Origin of the sequence: Bradyrhizobium lablabi (assembly GCF_018131005.1) — a bacterium.
Taxonomy (GTDB): Bacteria; Pseudomonadota; Alphaproteobacteria; order Rhizobiales; family Xanthobacteraceae; genus Bradyrhizobium; species Bradyrhizobium lablabi_D.
In genome coordinates, this window is record NZ_JAFCJK010000018.1 from 29,635 (window position 1) to 50,243 (window position 20,609).

17 protein-coding genes are annotated in these 20,609 nt (G+C 59.9%); 13 read left to right on the forward strand and 4 right to left on the reverse strand.

Going from position 1 to position 20,609, the window contains the following annotated elements:
* Window positions 1-55 precede the first annotated feature (55 nt).
* Window positions 56-1,321, reverse strand: a complete 1,266-nt coding sequence (locus JQ553_RS32405) for a family 16 glycosylhydrolase (RefSeq protein ID WP_212504140.1) — start codon at window positions 1,319-1,321, stop codon at window positions 56-58.
* 396 nt (window positions 1,322-1,717) lie between these two features.
* Between JQ553_RS32405 and JQ553_RS32410 the strand changes: the two genes are divergently transcribed.
* The 4 genes from JQ553_RS32410 to JQ553_RS32425 all read left to right on the forward strand — a co-directional run bounded on the left by JQ553_RS32410 (window position 1,718) and on the right by JQ553_RS32425 (window position 6,416).
* Window positions 1,718-2,515 carry a glycosyltransferase family 25 protein gene (locus JQ553_RS32410; RefSeq protein ID WP_212504141.1) on the forward strand — a complete coding sequence of 266 codons (798 nt, stop codon included), beginning with the start codon at window positions 1,718-1,720 and terminating at the stop codon, window positions 2,513-2,515.
* A gap of 66 nt (window positions 2,516-2,581) precedes the next feature.
* Window positions 2,582-3,772 (forward strand): glycosyltransferase, encoded by a 1,191-nt coding sequence (locus JQ553_RS32415; RefSeq protein WP_212504142.1) that lies wholly within the window; start codon window positions 2,582-2,584, stop codon window positions 3,770-3,772.
* A 76-nt stretch (window positions 3,773-3,848) separates the two neighbouring features.
* Window positions 3,849-5,111 carry a hypothetical protein gene (locus tag JQ553_RS32420; protein WP_212504143.1) on the forward strand — a complete coding sequence of 421 codons (1,263 nt, stop codon included), beginning with the start codon at window positions 3,849-3,851 and terminating at the stop codon, window positions 5,109-5,111.
* A 300-nt stretch (window positions 5,112-5,411) separates the two neighbouring features.
* A complete protein-coding gene (locus JQ553_RS32425; RefSeq protein ID WP_212504144.1) occupies window positions 5,412-6,416 on the forward strand; it encodes an acyltransferase in 1,005 nt (334 codons plus the stop codon).
* Window positions 6,417-6,457: 41 nt separating this feature from the next.
* Here JQ553_RS32425 and JQ553_RS32430 read toward each other — a convergent pair whose 3' ends face one another.
* Complete coding sequence (locus JQ553_RS32430) at window positions 6,458-7,543, reverse strand: glycosyltransferase family 2 protein (RefSeq protein ID WP_249144782.1); 1,086 nt, start codon at window positions 7,541-7,543, stop codon at window positions 6,458-6,460.
* A gap of 240 nt (window positions 7,544-7,783) precedes the next feature.
* Between JQ553_RS32430 and JQ553_RS35175 the strand changes: the two genes are divergently transcribed.
* The 7 genes from JQ553_RS35175 (at window position 7,784) to JQ553_RS32465 (ending at window position 14,685) form a co-directional block, all read left to right on the forward strand.
* Complete coding sequence (locus JQ553_RS35175; protein ID WP_212504146.1) at window positions 7,784-9,706, forward strand: HAD family hydrolase; 1,923 nt, start codon at window positions 7,784-7,786, stop codon at window positions 9,704-9,706.
* A gap of 60 nt (window positions 9,707-9,766) precedes the next feature.
* Window positions 9,767-11,206 (forward strand): MBOAT family O-acyltransferase, encoded by a 1,440-nt coding sequence (locus JQ553_RS32440; protein ID WP_212504147.1) that lies wholly within the window; start codon window positions 9,767-9,769, stop codon window positions 11,204-11,206.
* Between the two features lie 2 nt (window positions 11,207-11,208).
* On the forward strand, window positions 11,209-12,354 hold the full coding sequence (locus JQ553_RS32445; RefSeq protein ID WP_212504148.1) for a hypothetical protein: 1,146 nt from the start codon (window positions 11,209-11,211) through the stop codon (window positions 12,352-12,354).
* Window positions 12,355-12,411: 57 nt separating this feature from the next.
* Window positions 12,412-12,651 carry an acyl carrier protein gene (locus JQ553_RS32450; RefSeq protein ID WP_212504149.1) on the forward strand — a complete coding sequence of 80 codons (240 nt, stop codon included), beginning with the start codon at window positions 12,412-12,414 and terminating at the stop codon, window positions 12,649-12,651.
* Window positions 12,652-12,657: 6 nt separating this feature from the next.
* On the forward strand, window positions 12,658-13,101 hold the full coding sequence (locus tag JQ553_RS32455) for a VOC family protein (RefSeq protein ID WP_212504150.1): 444 nt from the start codon (window positions 12,658-12,660) through the stop codon (window positions 13,099-13,101).
* Window positions 13,102-13,139: 38 nt separating this feature from the next.
* Complete coding sequence (locus tag JQ553_RS32460) at window positions 13,140-13,601, forward strand: hypothetical protein (RefSeq protein ID WP_212504151.1); 462 nt, start codon at window positions 13,140-13,142, stop codon at window positions 13,599-13,601.
* Between the two features lie 100 nt (window positions 13,602-13,701).
* The gene (locus JQ553_RS32465; protein WP_212504152.1) at window positions 13,702-14,685 is read left to right on the forward strand and encodes an NAD(P)-dependent oxidoreductase; all 984 of its coding nucleotides are present in this window, start codon (window positions 13,702-13,704) and stop codon (window positions 14,683-14,685) included.
* Window positions 14,686-14,792: 107 nt separating this feature from the next.
* Here JQ553_RS32465 and JQ553_RS32470 read toward each other — a convergent pair whose 3' ends face one another.
* Window positions 14,793-15,056 carry a hypothetical protein gene (locus tag JQ553_RS32470; RefSeq protein WP_212504153.1) on the reverse strand — a complete coding sequence of 88 codons (264 nt, stop codon included), beginning with the start codon at window positions 15,054-15,056 and terminating at the stop codon, window positions 14,793-14,795.
* Between the two features lie 248 nt (window positions 15,057-15,304).
* Between JQ553_RS32470 and JQ553_RS32475 the strand changes: the two genes are divergently transcribed.
* Window positions 15,305-17,719, forward strand: a complete 2,415-nt coding sequence (locus tag JQ553_RS32475; RefSeq protein ID WP_212504154.1) for a polysaccharide biosynthesis tyrosine autokinase — start codon at window positions 15,305-15,307, stop codon at window positions 17,717-17,719.
* 444 nt (window positions 17,720-18,163) lie between these two features.
* Here JQ553_RS32475 and JQ553_RS32480 read toward each other — a convergent pair whose 3' ends face one another.
* Window positions 18,164-19,330 carry a polysaccharide biosynthesis/export family protein gene (locus JQ553_RS32480; RefSeq protein ID WP_249144786.1) on the reverse strand — a complete coding sequence of 389 codons (1,167 nt, stop codon included), beginning with the start codon at window positions 19,328-19,330 and terminating at the stop codon, window positions 18,164-18,166.
* 537 nt (window positions 19,331-19,867) lie between these two features.
* On the opposite strand from JQ553_RS32480, the gene JQ553_RS32485 reads away from it, so the two are divergent.
* Window positions 19,868-20,389, forward strand: a complete 522-nt coding sequence (locus tag JQ553_RS32485; protein WP_212504155.1) for a hypothetical protein — start codon at window positions 19,868-19,870, stop codon at window positions 20,387-20,389.
* Window positions 20,390-20,609 lie beyond the last annotated feature (220 nt).

Consider the following 20,609-nt stretch of genomic DNA (forward strand, 5'->3'; position numbering starts at 1 on the left):
CCCCAGAACGTCGGGTTGCGTGCAGAAAACGCGATAGACGCCGTACCGGGCTCCGTCAATGCGACTGTGCCTGGACATCGAGGTACAGCAGCTTGCACACGGTCGCCTTGGCCGGTTGCACCACGTCGGTACTGCACGTCGCCGGGCTGGATAGCGTCTCCTTTGCTCCGCTGCTGTTTGTCACCTCGGCGGCAAGCCTGCCAAACAATATGTAGCTCCCGGGGCGCTGAACGGCGGGCAGAGAAGCCACCACAATGGTGGAGCCGTCGGCTCGTCTTTTGTCAGGCTCGACCTGAAGTTTGACATTGGCGGACGACACGATGGATGAGGTTGCCTTGTCGTAAACGGTCAACTGAAGGGTCCGGTTGGACGGATAGTCTACCGGGATCTTGAGGGGAATTTCGACGTCAAGTTTGTCGCTTGCGCTTAGCGCCAGTACGCCAGAGTTGGGCTTCTTGCCCGCCACCGCCTTGCTGACGCCCAGGAACGCCGGCTTCGCCATGTCATTGAGCGGCGCCTCGTAGCCAAACTGCTTCGGATCCGGCGTCAACTCGCTCGGACCGCATTGCCGGCCGCCGCGTTCGGAGTTCGTATACTGACAAACGCGGAGGTAGTCGATCTTGAAGGTCTGGGGAAACGCCGCCTCGTCAATACCGTGCCGGCCCGCCCATTTTGTGCCGCCGACGGCAAAGTTGAGATCGACATGCGCCGGTGGTCCGAGCTTTCCGTCGCTGCGCAGCCACTGGTAATTGCGCGTGTAGATCAGCTTGCCGTCCCAGAACAGCGATATCTTGTCGGGCGCCCACACGTAGCCGACCGTGTGCCAGCCCTTATTGAGATCCTCGCTTCCATACATGTTCTGGTATTTGAGCTCGAAGGATCGATCGACATAGGTATATTGCTGCGGATTGAAGGGGGCCACCACATTCGAGTGCAACGAATTCGCCTTGTCCTCGACACCATTGATGACAAACTCGAAGATGTCGATCTCCGGCGGATGCCAGGTCTTGCCGTCGATATCGTAGTCCGCCTCGAGCCAGAACGCCGGCCAGACCCCTTTGGCGTTGGGCAGAAACACGCGTGCTTCGTAATACCCGTAGTAGAACGTTCGATGACTGCGGATCATGGCGGACTCGTACAGGCTGGCCGATCCGGGCATCTTCTTTGCAATCAGGTTGAGCACGCCGTCTGCCACCACGTGGCCGTCGCGATAGCGTTGGTTCTCGTCGTTGAAATGGTCCATCGTCTCGTTGTTGTAGAGATAACGCGTGGCCCATTTGGTGCGGTCGAGCTTGTCTCCGGTGAACTCGTCCGAAAACACGAGTTCCCATCCCGCCGACCGCGCCGTCGTCGAAGCCGCTGTCAGGAACATCAGTATCGGGAGAACGCGTTTAACAATCTCGGCAAGGACCATTCGGCGAGCCTTCTAACTAAGCGTGTGCAGTTTCGATGACGACGCTTCTATCCTCATCAGCAAGGCTCGCTCAAGTTGACAGCCTTGCAACGGTAGGACAGGTTAACTCCCACTCTAGGGATTTCCCGACAACCACCCATTCAAATTGACGAAATGGATGAAGACGGGGGATTGGTCTTGGATAAGACACGTCAAGCTTGGCCATGATGTGGTCGGACTGCCGAATTTGTGTCCGGAGAATGACGAAATTTACGGCAACACCACTGGCCCCGAGCAAGCAGCAAATCAAATGTGAGAGAAGTTGTGGCAACCGACGCTACCATACCGGCCTTCGTCATCAATCTTGATCGGGACGTTGAGCGATGGCAGGACATTTCGAGTGCGCTGACGCGGCTTGGAATCCCGTTTGATAGAATCCCTGCGATCGATGCCAGGAAGCGGATGACGCTCATTCGCCGCGTCATCCGCCGCGAATTCCACTTTGCTCCCGCCGGCCGTCCGATGAAGGCAGGCGAGATCGGCTGCTATCTCTCGCACATCGCCGCGCTGAAACGCATCGTGCGCAAGAACCTGCCGATGGCGGTCATTTTCGAGGACGACGCCACGTTCGATCAGCGCTTTCCACAATTCTACCGGCGCGATCTGCCGCACTTTCTGATGAAGAGCGATATTGTGAAGTTCGAGGGCATTCACTATGCGCACACATCCAAATCAGGCGTCTCGCTTGTCAAGGGCGAAACGGCCCAGCTCGTCGTTCCCCTGAAGCCTGCACTCGGGTCTGCCGCCTATGCCGTCACTCGCAAGGGTGCATTGGACCTGATAAGGGCACTGTCGGTCACCGACCGGCCACTGGATCACAAGCTCGTCTATTACGATCGGCATGGAATTGATTTCGCCGAGACCCAACCGTTTCTCGTCAGCCAGGCAGCCTACGAGAGCAGCATAGAGTTGCGGAACCTCGATGCTCCACCGTTACAGCCCGTGGAGCGGCTTCGTCAGGGGCTCGCCTCGATCGGCCGCGGCGCGAGGCGGATCGCCTACGTTGCAAGACTCCTGGTGAAGCGACGCCTGCTCGGAGCGAAATCTCCATCGGCCGCCTGATCCCACGCCACCGACGCATGCCTCGGCATCGGCCTGCCGTTCTGAGCGTTGTTTCGAGATCGAGCGATGAACAAGATTCTATGGATCGCCGGCCGCGTCCCCTCGCCGCTTTTTAGCGGCGACGCGCTCTATTCCGCGGGGATGCTCACCGCTCTGTCGAGAACCGAACGGGCTGCCGTAACGGTCATCGGCACACGGCGCGGGAGCGGGCCGATCGAGGATCGCCTGCTTCGCTTGCCCCGCACCACCTTCCCGGAGCCGCCGTTGCCGCGGCGGCATGGAATCCTGAGCCTGTTCACCTCGTTGCCACGAGACGCCTACAGTCTTGCACCACCGTCAATCGGAGCGGCCCTTGCCGAACTCCTGAAACAACGCTGGGACTGGATAGTGTTCGATCACGCGCGCTCCGCCGCGTTTCTGCCGATGGTATTGCAGCAGCGAAAGCAGGCCTCGATCTGCTACGTGGCGCATAACGCCGAGGGAAAGATCAGGCCCGAGATCGCAAAGGATTTCGCCAACCCGCTGCGCCGCTCAATCATGCGCTGGGATGCAGAGAAGTACCGACGACTGGAGCAAAGCCTCGTCGAGGCAGCCGACAGCATTGTCTGCATCACCGACGCCGATGCGGCCCATTTTGCGCGGTCCGGCAAGACCACGTTCGTGGTGCCGCCGATCTATCTCGGGACGATCGCGCCCGGCGATCGCATCGGGCCGGATCGGCCGAGGTCCATCCTGCTGCTGGGCTCATTCGAATGGGTGGCAAAACAGCGCAATCTGGAACACATAATTGGCGCTTTGCTTCCGGTGCTGAAATCCAAGGATGTCACCCTCGACGTGGTCGGAAACGTTCCGGAGGACATCAAGGCTCGTTATGCCCATGAACGACCGAGGCTTGTGTTCCATGGCCCAGTTGCAGATCTCTCCGGCGTGCTTGCGAAGTCGCGCGGTGGACTTGTTGCGGAAACGCTCGGCGGCGGGTTCAAGCTGAAGCTGCTGGATTACGCCTTCGCGAGGCTTCCCATCTTCGGACTTCGAACGGCGGTCGATGGTACCACTGCCGACGAGCAATCGGCGATGTATCTCGCCGACACCATGGAGGGCCTTGCAAATGCCATCATCGGCGGCGTCGACGACCTCGCCTCCCTCAACCGGAACCAGGCCCGGCTGTTCGAACTGATGTCGCACCGCTTCGGGCTTGAGCAGGGAACCAGGCGCCTCCGTGACATCCTGTTGCAAAAGACCGAGATGACGTCATGACCGGAACCGCATTTCGATCGTTTCGAACGACTGAACCGTGCTAGCGTGATCCCCATCCACCCGGGCGACAGTCGCGATGACTTTTGAGATTCAGGTTCCTCTTGGAGTAACGACAGGGACCGCGACATCGGCGGACAACGAACTCAGCAAGTCGGGGAGATTTGCCATATGGGCATCGATCATCTCCGTTCTGTTCCTGTCGCAGATTGCCTACAACATCAACGCGTTCCCGGCATCGACTGACCTCATATGTTATGCCGCGGTGACCGCGTATCTCTTGATCAGCGGCTTCGCTTCGATCGGGTTCCTGTCTCTGAGCCTTTTCATCGTCGCACTGGTGTTTGCCTGTTTCGGCACTGCGACCGCGACATCGTCGACGTCGTGGACTTCGCTGATGCTGCTTTTCGTTCTCTATGCTCCATTCGCCATTCGGTTGAAGGGAGATCCGCAGGCGGTCCACGAATACATACTGGCCGCCTACGTTTCGGCGGCAACCGTCATCGCGGGCATTGCCGTCGTGCAGATCGTGTTGGTCAACGCCACCAAGTCGTCGCTTCTGACCAACATCTATTTCAGCCTGCCCGAAGTCATTCGTGGCGCCGGGCGCTACACGTTCGTTCGCGAGGGCGGCGGAATTATCAAGGCAAACGGCTTTTTCCTCCGCGAGTCGGCTGATCTCTCGCTCGTCGTCGCCCTGGCGCTCGTCATCGAGTTCGGGTCGCGGGCAAGGCTGCGCACCATGGGCGTTCTCGCGGCCGGATTGCTTTGTTCGCTTTCGGGCACTGGCCTGCTCGCGATCACCGCCGGATTGTTGCTGCCGAGATCACTGGTTCGCATTCCGCTCTTCGTCGTCTATCTCGTCGCCCTGATTTTGGCGCTCTACCTGCTCTACAGTCTGAATATCCCGGGCTTGGACCTGTGGTTCGACCGGCTTTCCGAGTTTCAGACACCAAATACCAGCGCATACGCGCGCTTCGTAGCGCCGATGGAGATGGTCGGGCATAGCTTCGACAACGGCCCGCTTGCGACCTGGTTTGGGAACGGCGCCGGCAGCTATTTGAGAGACATCCAGCTGTATCGCGTGACCTATGAGGTCAACGACCCGACATGGGCAAAGCTGACCTACGAGTATGGCCTGCTCGGATTTGTCCTGATCGCAGCTATCCTTTTGCACCGATTGCATTCCAGCCGCCTGCGCGTGGAGATCTGCAACTTGCTGGTGTTCAGCTGGATCAGTGTCGGAGTCGTCCTGAAGCCAAGCTTCGCGCTGCTCGTTTGGTTGCTGACGCTGGTCGGGAACACAGCGCAGCAGCCGATCGAACGCGCACGGTCGCGGTAGTCGATCACTGCACCTCGCGACGTCGATCCCGCGCTTGTCGTGGAAGCGCCGCTCGCCTGGCACGTCGCGCCGGTTGAATGACGGAACACGCGGCGCAAAAAGAACGCATAGCTTCCACACGAACACCGAAGTCCGCAGGAAAAATGGCGACCACCGCGGAACGCCGGGCGCCGTGAAGCCGGCAGTCGCTGCTCATGCCGAGTTCAACCGAAATGCGATGGACACAGGTCCACGCATAAGGATGCAGCACGGAACCTTGCCGCCAGACATTGGTGGTCCCAGAGATCACTGGAGACAGCGTTGGCAAGGCTTATCTCGCTGCAATATTTGAGAGCGCTCGCGGCCTTCGGGGTTGTGGTCTTTCACGCGCAAGGCTTCACGTATGGTCGCGCGCTCGTCATCGGCAGCGCCGGCGTGGACGTCTTTTTCGTCGTCAGCGGATTCGTTATGTGGACCATGACTGCGTACCGCACACAGACACCGGCGGATTTCCTCCTGAACCGAATCATCAGGATTGTCCCGATGTACTGGTTCGTGACGCTTTCCTTTGTCTTCGCCGCGATGATCTTTCCGGCCTTGTTTCCGCGGCTGGTCGTCAGCGCCTGGCACACCCTCGCCTCACTTGTTTTCTTTCCGATGCGATCCCCGAGCAACGGCGAGATCTGGCCGGTGCTGGTGCCGGGCTGGACCCTGAACTACGAGATGTTTTTCTATGCCATTTTTGCCGCGGCACTGTTTCTCGAGAGCACCACGCGCCTGTGGTTCCTGCTTGGGGCTTTTTTCGCCCTGACCCTGGCGGGCCGCATCTATGCTGGCAGCAATCCCCCGATCGTCTTTTTCACCGATCCGATCATGCTCGAATTCCCGGCGGGGGTTCTGCTGGGCAGAGCGTTCGAGCAAGATCGCCCGCCGCCGTTGCGCTGGGGGTACATCTCCCTGGCGGCTGGTCTGCTGCTGTTTCTCGTTGCAGCCAGGCTCGGGATCGAATCGCCGCGCGTCGCGGTCTGGGGAATACCGGCGTTCCTGCTCGTCGCCGCGGCAGTCATCATCGAAAAGAACCAGGACGTTCCGCTTGTGCCTGCGTTAGCCCTGCTCGGCGATGCCTCATATTCGATCTACCTGACGCATACACTCACCATCTCTGCAGTCGCGAAGTTCAAGGCGTATTTCAACCCTGCGTCGTTCTTTGTCACCAGCCTCATTCTTTCCGCCATGGTCGGTGTTGCGGCATGGCGAATATTCGAGCGTCCGTTCACTGAGATTCTAAGGCCGCGCCTCAGGGTTCAACCCCATTTGGCCGAATAGGCGCGCCATTTCGTGCCGGCGCTCCACGGCTCGTAATTCGTTCACGCTGGCGCCCTTTTAACCACCCGAAGGATACTAAGCATGCGCTTCATCCATTGCGGGCGTGCCGTCGGCACATAGCGCCAGCTCACCACCGGACGGCGGAGACCGCGCGGCCCAAACAATGCGCAGATCATCCACAAAAGCAGCGACGTCCGCTGCGCCTTTGAAAAGCCTTGGGGAAACGCCAATGCCTTGAAGGTGGCGCAAACGATTTGAACCGCGCTGTCACCCGCGATCGGATGGATGTCAGGTCGCAGTGAGTATGATGCCGCGCGAAGGCACAGGAACAGCAAATTCCTGTTGAGTGCGTCCGCATCCACCGGCATGCCGGCGCTGCTTGCCACATCGGTGAAGAATTTATGACGCCGGCGGGTCAGGTCGACTTCCCGCGCGAAGCGGCTGTCGTCCAGATTCAGGTGCGCACCATGGTTCAACCCATGAACGCGATAGTCCACCAGCGGCTTTGGGATCGTGATCACGTCACCATACACAGGAGCCGCAGCGATAAGGTAGCTGTCGGGCGCTCGATCGACAAAGTCGGATTCAAACCCGAAGATGCGATCGACCACGGATCGTGGATACGCGCTGCCTGATCCTGGAGGCGTCGGATAGACGCCGGTGGTCGTGACCCATGTGTGAATTTCCCGGGGCGTGGGAATTGCGAAATATTGCGGCAAGATGCTGCCGGTCGGATTTCCCGTGGCGTCGATAACCCGCATTTGGAACTGAAACTTGCTTGCCGTGTCAGACCACACTGCCGCAATTTCAGTCATGACATCCGGATGAAGTGCATCATCCGAATCGAGAAATATCACGACATCGCCTTTGCAGCGGTGGAACCCGTTGACGCAAGACGGCATCTGGCCTGCATTGGCCTGGCTGATCAGCGTGATCCTGTCGGCGTAGGTCTTGATGACATCGAGCGAATTGTCCGTCGATCCATCATCAACGACGATCACCTCGACATTCGGCCAGCGAATGTCGAGCGCGCTCCTGACCGCAGCGCCTACATAATTGGCGTAATTGTGATTGGGAATTACGACCGACAGGGTCAGCTCATTCGTCACTTCGGGTTCCTCACCCATAGTCCAAGAGTAGCTTCTTATTTCGTATGCTTGCGGTGTGGCAACGAATTAAGTCGACGGGCACGCGCTTTGCCTCTCCGATCGCGCCGAAACTATGTCGTCGAACAGCGGATGTGTGGCCGCGCTTTTTCAACCGCCATGAAACTGTCGAATTATGGATAAAGATTGTGGCTAACAACAAAGAGGGGAAGCGAAAGCAAGTCGGGCAATGACCGTGTTGCCAAGATAAAGGAAACGGCTGTGTCCGCAGAGCTATATCGTGAACTCGCCTGGCTTCCGAAACCTCCCGCCGATTTCTCGATTCAGTGCAAGGAACTGGCAAACGGTTCCGGAGCGTCCCTCGGAAAAAAAATCAGAGCACTTGCAACGCATGCGCTCGATGAGCGGCAGCTGTCGAGGCTGGGTCGGACCATTCGCTCGCTGCAACTCAGCGGTGCATCTCTTGCGCCGCTCGCGCCCTTTCGCCTCGGCCTGATCGGCAACGGCACGCTCGACCTGATCGTGCCCGTGCTGGTTGCAACGGCTGCCCGTCACGGTTTTGCGCTCGAATGCGTCACGGGCGCTTACGATCAATTCCTGCAGGATGCGCTGCAGCCGGATTCCCTGCTCAACAAGGCCCGGCCGGACGCGGTCCTGCTCGCGCTCGATCACCGCGGACTGTCCGTGCAGCCGTGCCCGGGCAACGAGCAACTGGCCAGCGAAACCGTTGACGCGGCAATCGGACTTCTTGATTCGATCCGCGCGGGCGTGACGCGCCACAGCGGCGCGTTGTGCATCCTGCAAACGCTCGCCGCGCCGCCCGAAGGGCTGTTCGGATCCTTTGACCGCGCGCTGGTCGGCACGGCCCGCAATCTGGTCGATCGTGTCAATCAGAGGATTTCCCAGGCGGTGCTGCAGTCGACCGACATGGTGCTCGACGTCGCTGGCATCGCCGAGACGGTCGGCCTTGCCGACTGGCACTCGCCAGCCCAGTGGAATCTAGCCAAACTGCCGTTTGCAGACGCCTTTGTGCCGCTCTATGCCGAGCACGTCGCGCGCATCATCGGTGCCATGCGCGGCAAGAGCCGCCGGGTTCTCGTGCTTGATCTCGACAACACCGTCTGGGGCGGCGTGATCGGCGACGACGGCATGGAAGGCATCCAGATCGCGCAGGGCGATGCGACCGGCGAAGCGCATCTTTCGGTGCAGCAGCTCGCGCTGACCTTGCGTGCGCGCGGCATCGTACTCGCGGTGAGCTCGAAGAACACCGACAGCATTGCGCGCCGGCCGTTCAAGGAACACCCGGACATGCTGTTGAAAGAAGAGCATATCGCGGTATTCCAGGCCAATTGGAACGACAAGGCCACCAACATCCGCGCCATCGCAAAGGAGCTCGCGCTGGGTCTGGATTCCTTCGTTTTCCTGGATGACAACCCGGTCGAACGAGGCCTGATCCGCCAGGAGATCCCGGAGGTAGCGGTGCCCGAACTCGACACCGATCCGGCGACTTACGCCCGGGCGCTGGCCGCGGCCGGCTATTTCGAGGCGATCAACTTCTCCGAGGAGGATCGCGCGCGCGCCGAAATGTATCAGGCTAATGCGCGCCGGCTCAGCCTGCAAGGCCAGGCGACCGATCTGAATTCCTACCTGCGGTCACTGGAAATGCGTATCGTCTTCGGCGCCTTCGACCGGACGACGCGCGCCCGCGTCACCCAGCTCATCAACAAGAGCAACCAGTTCAACCTGACGACGCGCCGCTACACCGAATCCCAGGTCGAGCAGCTGGAGGCCGACGCCGGCGTCATGACGCTGCACGCGCGGCTGATCGACAAGTTCGGCGACAATGGCATCATCTGCGTGATCATCTGCCGCGAGACCCGTCGCGACACCTGGACGATCGACAGCTGGTTGATGAGTTGCCGAGTGCTCGGCCGCTGCGTCGAACAGGCCGTGCTGGCCGAGATCGTGTTGCAGGCGCGCGCCGCGGGCATCGCGACTTTGGAGGGTATCTATCTTCCGACCGACAGAAACGAGATGGTCCGCGACCATTATGGCAAACTGGGCTTCGCGCGCCTCGACGACGGTGCCGACGGAAGTGGCCGCTGGAAGCTCGTTACCGACGTCGAGCTGGAGGATCTTCCGATGACGGTTCAGCGCGAAGAGAAGCAGTTCGAGCCGGCCTGATCTGGTCAGATCGCCGACAATCCTGAACGACAATTTGGGACAGCTTCGAGCCTTACATCCATGAGTTTGACATCTCCCCTGTTCTTTGCGTTCCTCGCTACGGTGGTGGTCGCGTACCACGCCAGCGAATCGGTCGCCTACCGACGGTTCGTGCTTGGAGCGGCGAATGCCGTCTTCATCGCAAGCTACCTCAACGATGTCACGCAGGTGCTGCCGCTGATAGCCTTCCTGGCGCTTGGCTATGTCTGCGTGTCAGCGCTCTACCTCCGCCAGTCGGGCCTCCTGCTGGCGTCGGGCGTCGTCGCGATACTCTGTTGCTACATATTCCTGAAGCGCTTCTCGTTCTTCGAAGGGTTGGGCCAGCTTCCGTTCCCATATCTCACTGTCGGGCTTTCCTACATCCTGTTCCGGATTCTGCACATCATGATCGACGTGCGGTCGGGAGACATGACCGAGCGAATTGGGCCGCTGGCGTTCTTTCGCTTCACGTGCAACTTCCTGTGCTTCGTTTCCGGTCCGATCCAGCGCTATCAGGATTTCAGCGCGATGGACGGCAGGGCGGTCGTTCAGCTCGACGCGTCGGTGGTCTATGCTGCTTTCTCCAGGATCGCGACCGGCTATGTGAAATTCGTCATCGTCGCCGCGACCGCCGATTACGCCTTCACGTTCCTCAGTCCACATTTGCTGCAACCGAGCGGCCTGACGTTTCTCAAGCTGTGCGCCGTCTATGCGACGGTCGCATCGCTCTACACGGTCTATCTGTATTTCAACTTCTCTGGATACATGGACATCGTGATCGGGATCGGAATCCTGCTCGGACAAACGCTCCCGGAGAACTTCGACAGGCCGTTTTCGGCGCGCAGCTTTCTTGAATTCTGGCAGCGCTGGCACATGACGCTGTCGCAGTGGTTCAAGTTCTATCTCTTCAATCCGCTCCTGATGTTCCTGATGACCTGGCTCCCCTCGCCTGCGCTTACGTCCTACCTGGGCGTGCTGGCGTTTTTCATCACCTTCGGCGTGATGGGCGTCTGGCACGGCACGACGGCGGTGTTCGTCATTTACGGCCTGCTGATGGGTGCCGGCGCCAGCATCAACAAGCTCTGGCAGGTGGCCTGCACGGAACGTCTGGGCAAGAAGCGCTATCGCGCGCTAACCGAGTCCACCACCTACGTTTATTTGGCGCGTGGCCTAACCGTTGGCTATTTCGTGCTCGCACTGACCTGCCTGTGGGTCCCCGAACTGCCTCAATTCACGCATTTGCTGGCGCGGCTTGGCGTCGCCGGCGTTCTTGTCACTTTTGTCGTGGTGGCGGCGGCGTTCGCAATGGCGGCTTTGAGTCTGGACCTTATCCAGAACCGGATCCGCATCCCGGTTAGCCTGTCGGCGATCCAGAACGGCGAGATCACCAAGAATCTGCACCTGGCAGGCAAGATGATGGCGATCGTCGCCGTCGCGACCCTGCTGCATAAGGCTCCGGACTTCGTCTACAAGGCGTTCTGAAATTGAAATACATCCTTCGACAGACGGCGTTGACCCTGGTGTCATTCGCCTTTCTCTACGTGCTGCTCGCAGCCGCTTCGTTCGTCGTGTTTCCGGATCCATCGAGCGCCGGGCCGCGGGATTTCCAGGCTGCGGAACAAACGCTCTATATGACAGTTCCAAAATATGTCGTTCTCGGCCGCAGCGTGCTCGATAACCCGGACAGGAAAGTCATTCTGGTGGGAGCATCGAACACGGGCGTCGGATTCCGGCAGAAGCTCGTGCAGTCGAACCTCGGCTGCGCCCAGGTCAGCAACCTCGCGATGGGAGGTGCCAATATTTCCGAGGTCCGGCAGGTGATCAATCTGGTTCACGAGGTGCAGGGCGATCAGAAGCGCGGGCTGAACACCTTCGTCATCGGCCTCTGGTTTGGCATGTTCATCGATTCGGAGGTCAAATATTCGGAAGGCGACCGCCATCGCGGCGAGACCGATATCGACATCGAACGTTACCGATACGGCTTCTACCACCGCACGCCGGACGGTCCGGTCGCGGTGTTGCCCGCGAAATGGCTGGATGCCGGCGTGATGGCAATCCGACCTTTTCTGCTGCTCGAGAAGGCCGCCCGCCAGGCCCGAGCCGGCGTCAATCTCGTGCTCACCGGGCGCAGGACCGCCCAACGCACCGATGACGAGCGCGAAAGCGTCGTGATGTCGGACGCCGAGAAGAAGAAAGCGCTGCAGTACTGGAAGGAAACGATGGGGCGCGCGAACGATATTTCTCCTGCGCAGGTCGAAGTCCTGAGACAAACCATCCACGCGCTGCTGGACTCAGGCGAGAAGGTCGTGCTCGTCAACCTGCCGATTCCCGCATGGCATCGCGATGCAAGCCCTTATCAACCGAGCTACCTGCGGGCGTTGACCGACCTGCTTCAGGAGTTTGGCGAGCAGCCGAACTTCAGTTCACTGACCATGGACGACCTTGACAACGACCTCGACTATTCGGACGAGGTACATGCCAAGCGGCATCTGGCCGATATCTGGTCGACCAGGCTGGCGAGCAAACTGGATTCGTTCGTCTGCCTGGAGACCCCCGAGAAATCAGCGCCAAAGATCACCACGTTGCGTTCTTCGGAGCAGGTGACAACCGTTGCCCCGGGTAACAACTGACCGGCCGGTGATCCGGGCGCGATAGCACCGCCAACACAATCGACAAGGGATGATGCAATGGAAAAGGCCGAAGTTTACAGCAAGCTCACCGGTGTTTTTCGGGACGTATTTGACGAGGACGATCTGGCTCTCACGCCGCAAACGACCGCTGACGATGTCGACGGGTGGGACAGCCTGTCCCATATCCGCCTCGTGCTGGCTGTCTCCAAGGCCTTCGGCGTGAAATTCTCCGCGTCTGAGATCGGAACCCTCAAGAATGTCGGCGAGTTCGCCGATCTGATCGAGAAGAAAGCGTAAGAGGACGTGAACCCCGCCGCGAGCGACATCGCGCCGGCATCGGCTGCACTGACCTTCCATCACCTCGGGCTTGCAGTCGCAGCCCCGGAGGAGGCCTTTCGTTACCTGGCGTCACTCGGCTACATCGCGGGAAACACCGCTTTTGACCCGATACAGCGAGTCAATCTCGCCATGCGGCATCATCCCTTGATGCCGGACGTCGAAGTGATCTGGCCGGGCGACGGTCCCTCTCCGATCGACAAGCTAATCAAGCGAAGCGGCACCATGATCTACCACCTGTGCTACGCATGCCCTGATGTCGAACAGGCGCTGCATGCTCTGTCGGCATCCGGCGTCGAGATCGTGCCGGTCAGCGCACCGGCGCCGGCGATTCTGTTCGGCGGCCAGAACGTCTCGTTTCACCATGTCTCCGGTTTCGGCCTCATCGAACTTCTCGAGACCGGCGCTTGAGTCCTAAAGGCCGATCCCAGTTCGTGATGGGAGATCGCATGAACAACGCCAACCTTTCTCGCCACTTCGCCCAGGCCGGCCGCATCACATGCAGCCTGGCCCTCGCTGCCGTACTGTCTGAATCGGGAGCGCAAGCCCAGATCGTCGGCTTCGGAAGATCATCGGCCCCAATGTACGGAGGAACGGGAATGGCGCCGATGCCGGCGAATCCCTTCCCGCCGATGAAGGGCACCTATGCGCCCAGCCACAAGGCGCCGGATGGAACGGCCTGCATATCGGTCCATCCATCGACGCGTCCCCAAGTCATCAATCCGAAGATCATCGACCAGCTCGTGACGGTGAACAACACTTGCGGGCAATCCATCAACGTTCAGGTCTGCTATGCCGGCAGCTCGGACTGCATCACGGTTGCCTTGAGCGGCTATCAGAAGCTGCAAAGGATCCTCGGCATCTCTGCCGGGTCAACCGCATTCCGCTACGAGTATCGCGAGTTGTATTGATGGCGCCTGCAACACCGATCGCGGTCAGTGTCGGCCCAAGCGCAGCGGAAATTCACCGCGCCGGGTCCAGCTGCTTCGCACGAACAGAGCCCTGAGCCGCATGTCCAACCCCACTCAGGCTTTCGTATTCGGAGGTGCCGGCTTCATCGGAACACATCTGATGAAGCAGCTCATCGCGTCCGGAACATACGATCGCATTGTCGCCCTGGATATCGGCAAACCGCGGACCCTGGTCGCGGGCGTTGAATATGTCCATCACGATGTCCGCGAGCCGGTCGACCCGGAGCTCGCGCGAGGAGAGCCGGCCGACATCTTCAACCTGGCGGCGATCCACACCACGCCGGGCCATCCGGATGGCGAGTACTACTACACCAACGTCCTCGGCGCGGTGAACGTGTGCCGGTTTGCCAACGAGACCGGCAGCCGGAACATCACTTTCACGAGCTCGATATCGATCTACGGCCCGAGCGAAGCACCGCTCGACGAAGACTCCCAGCCGGCGCCGGCGAGCGCCTACGGGCGCTCCAAGCTCTCGGCCGAGGCCATCCATAAGCTCTGGCAATCGGAGGATCCCGCAAGACGACTGACGATCGTCCGCCCCGCCGTTATCTACGGCCTTTATGAACAGGGGAATTTCACGCGGTTGTCGAGGCTGCTGGAAAGGCGTGCGTTCGTCTATCCCGGCCGGACCGACACGATCAAGTCATGCGGCTATGTTAAGGACCTGATCTCGTCGATGCTGTTCATGGCCTCTCGCAACGACAGCGTATCGATCTACAATTTCTGCTACGAGCATCGCTACACGATCAGCGAGATCTGCGCGGCCTTCTCTCAGGCTGCCGGCTACACGAAGCCGACGCTGACCATTCCGGTGTGGTTCATGAATTTGGCTGTCCTGCCGTTCGAGATGCTGCACAAGGTCGGCATCAAGACCGGGATCAACCGCGAGCGGATCCGGAAGTTGTGGTTCTCCACGAACATCCTGCCTAAACGCCTCGTCGCCAACGGGTTCAGGTTCGAACACGACGTGCCGAGCTCGCTCAACGAATGGAAACGTGACTCCCGCATCAAAGACTTCGATTGATGATCGCGATCGGGTTTGGGGCGGATTTGGGGCAAAGATTCTCATTCTGGCACTTGGAACCCGACGCGGCAGGCTGGCGCTAACGTTCCCCTCGCGATCTCCGATAATCATCGTCTTGAGCATTGTCGGCTTTGACGGAAGGCTGCCCAGATTGCTGTTTCAACCCGCTCTTCACGCAAACCGGTGGCCACTTCGGCCGAAAACGCCGTGGAGCTGCGCTCCGGTGCCGTTGCTCGAGGCACGGTGACGCAAAAATGGAACAAAGCCTGACAGTCGCGATTGCCTTCAATCGGTTTGCTCGCGCCTTTCATTTCTCCTGTCATTTTTCTCGCGGATGTCACGCCTTTCGCGGTATCGCTATTGACCGGCACGGGAATTGCTCATTCAACGTTCGGCCCGGGCCGCACTTAACCAAGCGTTGTGGCCCTGAACTGGTACACGTTGCCAATCGCTGCGCTGAAAATCTTGAACGGGTTCCGAAGTTGTATGATGCACCGCACTCTTGCTGACACATTTATTTGGCACGTTCAGCCCGCTGGTGCGTTCAGCGTGCGCTGACGCGCTTTGGCTTGCTTCGCCAAAGCACACTCCAGGACCTCCTGTCAGGTAGACGAGCCGGATGCTCCAAACTCGAATCACACCCCCTCGCGAGATCGAAACTCCTGCTCAGGAGTCGCCTTCACTGGAGCAGACGATTTCTACGGCAGTCGCGCTGATTGGCCGCCAGTATCCCGTGATGATTTTCGTGCTGTGCCTGTGCATCGGCTTCGCCGGCGTCTATTTGCTCACGGCACCGAAGCGATTTACCGGCACCGCCGTACTCTTGATCGACAGCCGCAAGATGCAGGGGCTGCAGACCCAAGCCCCGGCGGGCGGCGATAGTCCGATCGATTCGGCGATGGTCGACAGCCAGGTCGAAGTCCTCAAGTCGGAGACCATTGCAACCTCCGTCATCAAGCAATTGAACCTGCTCAATTCGCCGGAGTTCACCGCCAACGAAGGCGGACTGCTCTCCAGCATCTCCGACCTGTTTTCCGGACTGTTTCCCGAACAGCGCCCGTCCGAAGACGCTCTGATGCGTACCGCAATTGGAAAGTTGATCGGCAATCTCTCGATCAAGCGCGTTGGCCTGAGCTATGTTATCGAAATATCGTATCAGGCGCTTTCACCCGAACAGGCTGCGCGGGTCGCCAATGCGGTGGCCGAAGGCTACATCAACGATTCACTGGAATCAAAATATCAAGCATCGCGGCGGGCGGCGGTTTGGTTGCAGGATCGATTGAAGGAACTGCGGACGCAGGCTTCCACAGCCGAACGCGCGGTCGTCGACTTCAAGGCCAAGAACAACATCGTCGATGCCGGCGGGCGGCTCCTCACCGAGCAGCAACTCGCGGAAATCAACAGCTCGCTGACTCAGGCCCGCGCTCAGCGCGCCGAGGCGCAGGCCAAGCTCGAGCGGATTACGGCCATTCTGAATGCGGACGACAACGACTCCAAGGTCATCCTGAATGACCTGGCGACCGTGACCGACACGATGAACAATCCGGTTATCACCAAGTTGCGCCAGACCTATCTCGATTATGCCGCGCGGCAAGCCGACTGGTCGAATCGATACGGACCGACTCACCTTGCGGTCGTCAATCTGCGCAACCAGATGCGCGAAATCAGGCATTCGATCACCGAGGAGCTGCGTCGCACGGCCGAAGTGTACAAGAGCGACCTCGCGATCGCGAAAGCGCGCGAGGAGTCAGGTCAGAAGAGCCTGAACGATACGATCGCGCTCTCCAACGGCACCAACCAGGCGCAAATCGCGTTGCGCGATCTGGAAAGCAACGCGCAGAGCGCCCGGGCGCTTTCCGACAACTTCCTCCAGCTCTACATGGTCTCGGTTCAGCAGCAATCGTTTCCGATTACCGAAGCGCGTGTGATCACACAGGCATCCAACGCTCCCAACAAGACATCGCCCAAGACAACGCTCGTCCTGCTGGCAACGCTGATCGGCGGCGCAATCCTTGCCGGGGGCGTCGCTATCCTGCTCGACATGCTGGACCGCGTATTTCGAACAGTATCCCAGGTCGAGAGCCATCTTCACACCAGCTGCCTTGCTTCGATCCCAGCGATCGGCAGCGAGCAGAGCATGGGTCTATCCGGGCGTCCTTTGCTGTCCAAGGCAGGACGGCTGTTCAACAGGCGACCGAAAAAACCCCAGCCGCTGGCGGCGAAGCCGGTCCCCGCGTCGGCTTCGGGTCTGCCGCTGGGACGATCCGATATCGGGGCCCATATCCCGCAACCGCATCGCGACCGTCTGCTGACTGCCAACGACAGCGTCGGCAGATACGTGATCGATTCGCCCTTCTCGCGCTTTGCCGAGGGCTTTCGTTCGATCAAGCTGGCATGCGATCTCAGGGGTGACGAATCGTCCAACAAGGTCGTCGGCATTACCTCGGGCCTCCCCAATGAAGGCAAATCCACGATCAGCGAGGCGCTCGCCCAAACCGTGGCGCAAAGCGGTTGTCGCACACTGCTGATCGACGGCGACATCCGAAATCCAAGCCTTACCGCGCGGATGGCCCCCTCGGCGAAGATGGGCTTGATCGATGTCGTCCTGGGCAGGGTTGATTGGACGGAAGCAGTTTGGATCGATCCGCAAACCAATCTGCATTTCTTGCCCTGCGTGGTGAATTTTCGGTTTTCCAACTCGAGCGACCTGCTGGCCTCGCAGCAGATGGAAAACCTGTTCCAGCAGCTACGTCAGTACTATGATCGCATCATTCTCGATCTCAGCCCGCTGGCGCCTGTCGTCGACGTTCGGGCGACCGGAGCGCTCGCGGACTCCTATATCCTCGTCATCGAGTGGGCGAAGTCGAAAGTCGATATCGTCGAGCGCGTGCTCTGTGAAACGCCGATTGTGCGCGAACGTATGCTAGGCGCGGTTCTTAACAAGGTGAACATGTCGGTGATGAGCCGCTACGACACATACGGCGCGGCCTACTACCGCAATCGATACTACAAGAGGTACGGCTACGTCGATTGACGTCCAAAGGCTCGATCCGAATGTGCAGCAGTATTCCGCGATGATCGTGCCCCAGATCCGGTCGTGCTTGCCGTGTGGTCCGGAACATACGGTCCGGAACGTGGGATCTAACGCGGCCTGTTCGCACGCTGCTCGACCAAAGTCAGATCCAGCTCGCTGACCTCGAGCGGCAAACCCAATCAATGAAATGGGCCTCGATGCCGGGTTGTTCGTTCTCGCCGGTAGAGCGGGCGCGGCCACGGCGTCGAGCCAGTTTTCGAACGGGCCGGCAGCAAGACCTCCGCCGTCACGGCGACCGCCGCGTGCCGGTGGCCAATTGGTGCCGCGAGGCGCTGCCGAACGGGCCGCCCTTCCTTCTGCCGACCGAATCCGCGGGTCAAGTCCCGCGAATTCATATTGTCGTCCAGGCATGCCGCCGCGCTGGAATGATTGACGCGCCAGCCGTCACTGGCGCGTGCTGATTTTCAGGATCTGCGCATTGTTCGCGGTAACGATCGTGTCGTTCGCGGTACCGATCACCAATCGAGTGAATTGCAGGAACTTTGCCGTGTCGACGGTGGCGGCGTTCGCGGCGAACAGCACGTCCTTGTCCCGCATTTCGAAGTTGCTTGCCAGGAAGAAGGCGGCCGGATCCCGGAAGTCTGCGTTATAGACCACGGGCACCAGCGGCCCGACGTACTTGGAGCAGTCGACGCCCAGTCGTTCCGCCAACTCGCGCGGCTCGCGCCTATAGACATAGACGCCCGCGGGCTCGGCCTGCGCATCAATCAGGCCGCCGGCCTTGGCCATCGCCTGCGCCATGTTGATCTTCCACATATCGAACGGGAACTGCGCCTGCCCTCCGAAATTTCCTCCCACCGTAAACGCCCCAAAGGCGAGGAAGACCTGCGGTTCGCGGTAGACATAGATGGTGTCGCCGGGATGGATCCAGATATTGTTGGCAGGTTGATACACCAAGGCTCCGAACGGAACCGTTGCCTTCTTGCCGCCGCGCTCCAGCGTCACCCAGCTCTCCCAGCCCGGCCCCGACAGCCCGCCGGCGCGTGCGATCAAGTCAAGTATCCGCTCGCCGGCCGCATTGGCCGTCAAACGGGCTGGCGATCTCACTTCGCCCAGCACGCTGACGAGCGAGGTGTTCTGCGTGATCAGGGACACCACCACCTGTGGCTCGATGGCGCGGTTTCCGATCGCCTTCACGATGTCCTGCTGAATCTCGACCGGCGTGCGGCCGTTGGCCTTCACCGTGCCCGCGTAGGGAACCGAAATGTACCCATTCAAGTCAACGTTTTGGTTTGGCAGGGCTACGAAGTTGCCTGGCCGCACGCCGGCCTCTGCCGGGATAAACAAGCCTCCTGCAGCAGCTTCAAAGATCGATACGGCCACAGTGTCCCCAATGCCAAACCTGATGCCTGCGGGCGGCCGGCGATCAGGAAATGACCCCGCGATTGCGCCGGGGCCGTATTCCTTCAGGATATCGACAACGGTCGGTGTGAGCTTGACCAGTTCGTAATCCGGCCCCGATCTCGTGACCTGGCTCTTGATGACATGATCTTCCGGACCGGACATGGGCATGATCGCGCACCCCGCTGAAGACAGCAGAATGCCGAGCAAGACTCCCCATACTAAAACACTGCGTCTCAAGACTGATCCCCATCACTCGCCAATTCGGGCCAACCCAAATCCCCAAAGTGGCGCAAACGAAGCCGCTGGACATGGTCAGAATAAGGTCGCAGCAACAATAAGAGCATGCTGTTGCAGCGCAGATACAGCCGCGCTGCCCACTCAATCATGAATTAGGCAGAAGCGTGCCCAGTTTGCATCTCGTCTATGCGCGGGTTCCAGATGGTTCGGCGCTCGCTGATGCAACGACCAAGGGCAGTTCCGCTGATCGGACGCTATGGCCGTTTCGGCACGAGACAATCTCGCGTGAACCGCTGTCCAAAAAAGCAGCATCAGGCCGGCACAGGGCAGACAAAGTTGCACGCTGCAATGGACCGTGTTTCTGATCCATGGTGTTCGGTAAGGGTGGAGAGTCTTGTTCCAGTGCGTGTTCCGTCTGCGCTTGTCGTGTTGGCTGTAACCCTGCTCTGCGCGGCTCTATCGGTTGCAGCCGCGGGTTATGTACGGGCTGAGCCGCCGGTTCCGGGCATGCTGGACTGCAAGTCCGGCGTCAGCCCCGAACGGCGTCAACGGTGCGATGAAGAGGCCTTCAGACAGGTTGAGACCGGCAGTGAATCGACGCGGCTCGAGGGCGGATGGCGATTGGTCAAGAGCCGAAATCCTGAAGGCGGCGCCGATGCCATTTCGGTGATGCATGTTGTCGATAGCGCCAAATCGGATACACGCCTTGCGGGTTTGAGTCTGCAATGCGCGAAGGACGGTGTTGAAGTCGTGCTCATCGTTCTCGAACCGCTGCCACGCTCGCCGCGGCCGAAGGTGGTCCTGACAACAGGAGAAGGGCGGGCGGAATTCGAAGGGTCCGTGGTCCAGGGAGGCGCGGCGGTGCGACTGCCCGCGGACGCGTCAAGGCTTGCGGCCAGCGACTGGCAGACCGCACCCGAACTTTCGGTCGAAATCGGAACCGAGCCGACAGCGATCCGTGGAACGGTGCCGATTGCCGGATTGGCTGCGGCTCTCCTTTACTTGTCGCAAAACTGCCATGCCCGATAAATTGGCCGGTCACTGGAACTTTCATGCCCGCGCAGTTCCCGTGCATCGACTGCGTCGGCCAGTTAGCGCGTCACGGACTGATGATGCGGCTCCTCGCGGGTATCGACCACACCTTCTCAACTATCGGTGCTATCGGGGGCCGGCATTGGCGGCGCGTGTTCGCCTATGCGACATTCGCCGCCGTGTACGCTTGGTCGCGGTAGCCACCGCCCTCACGTTA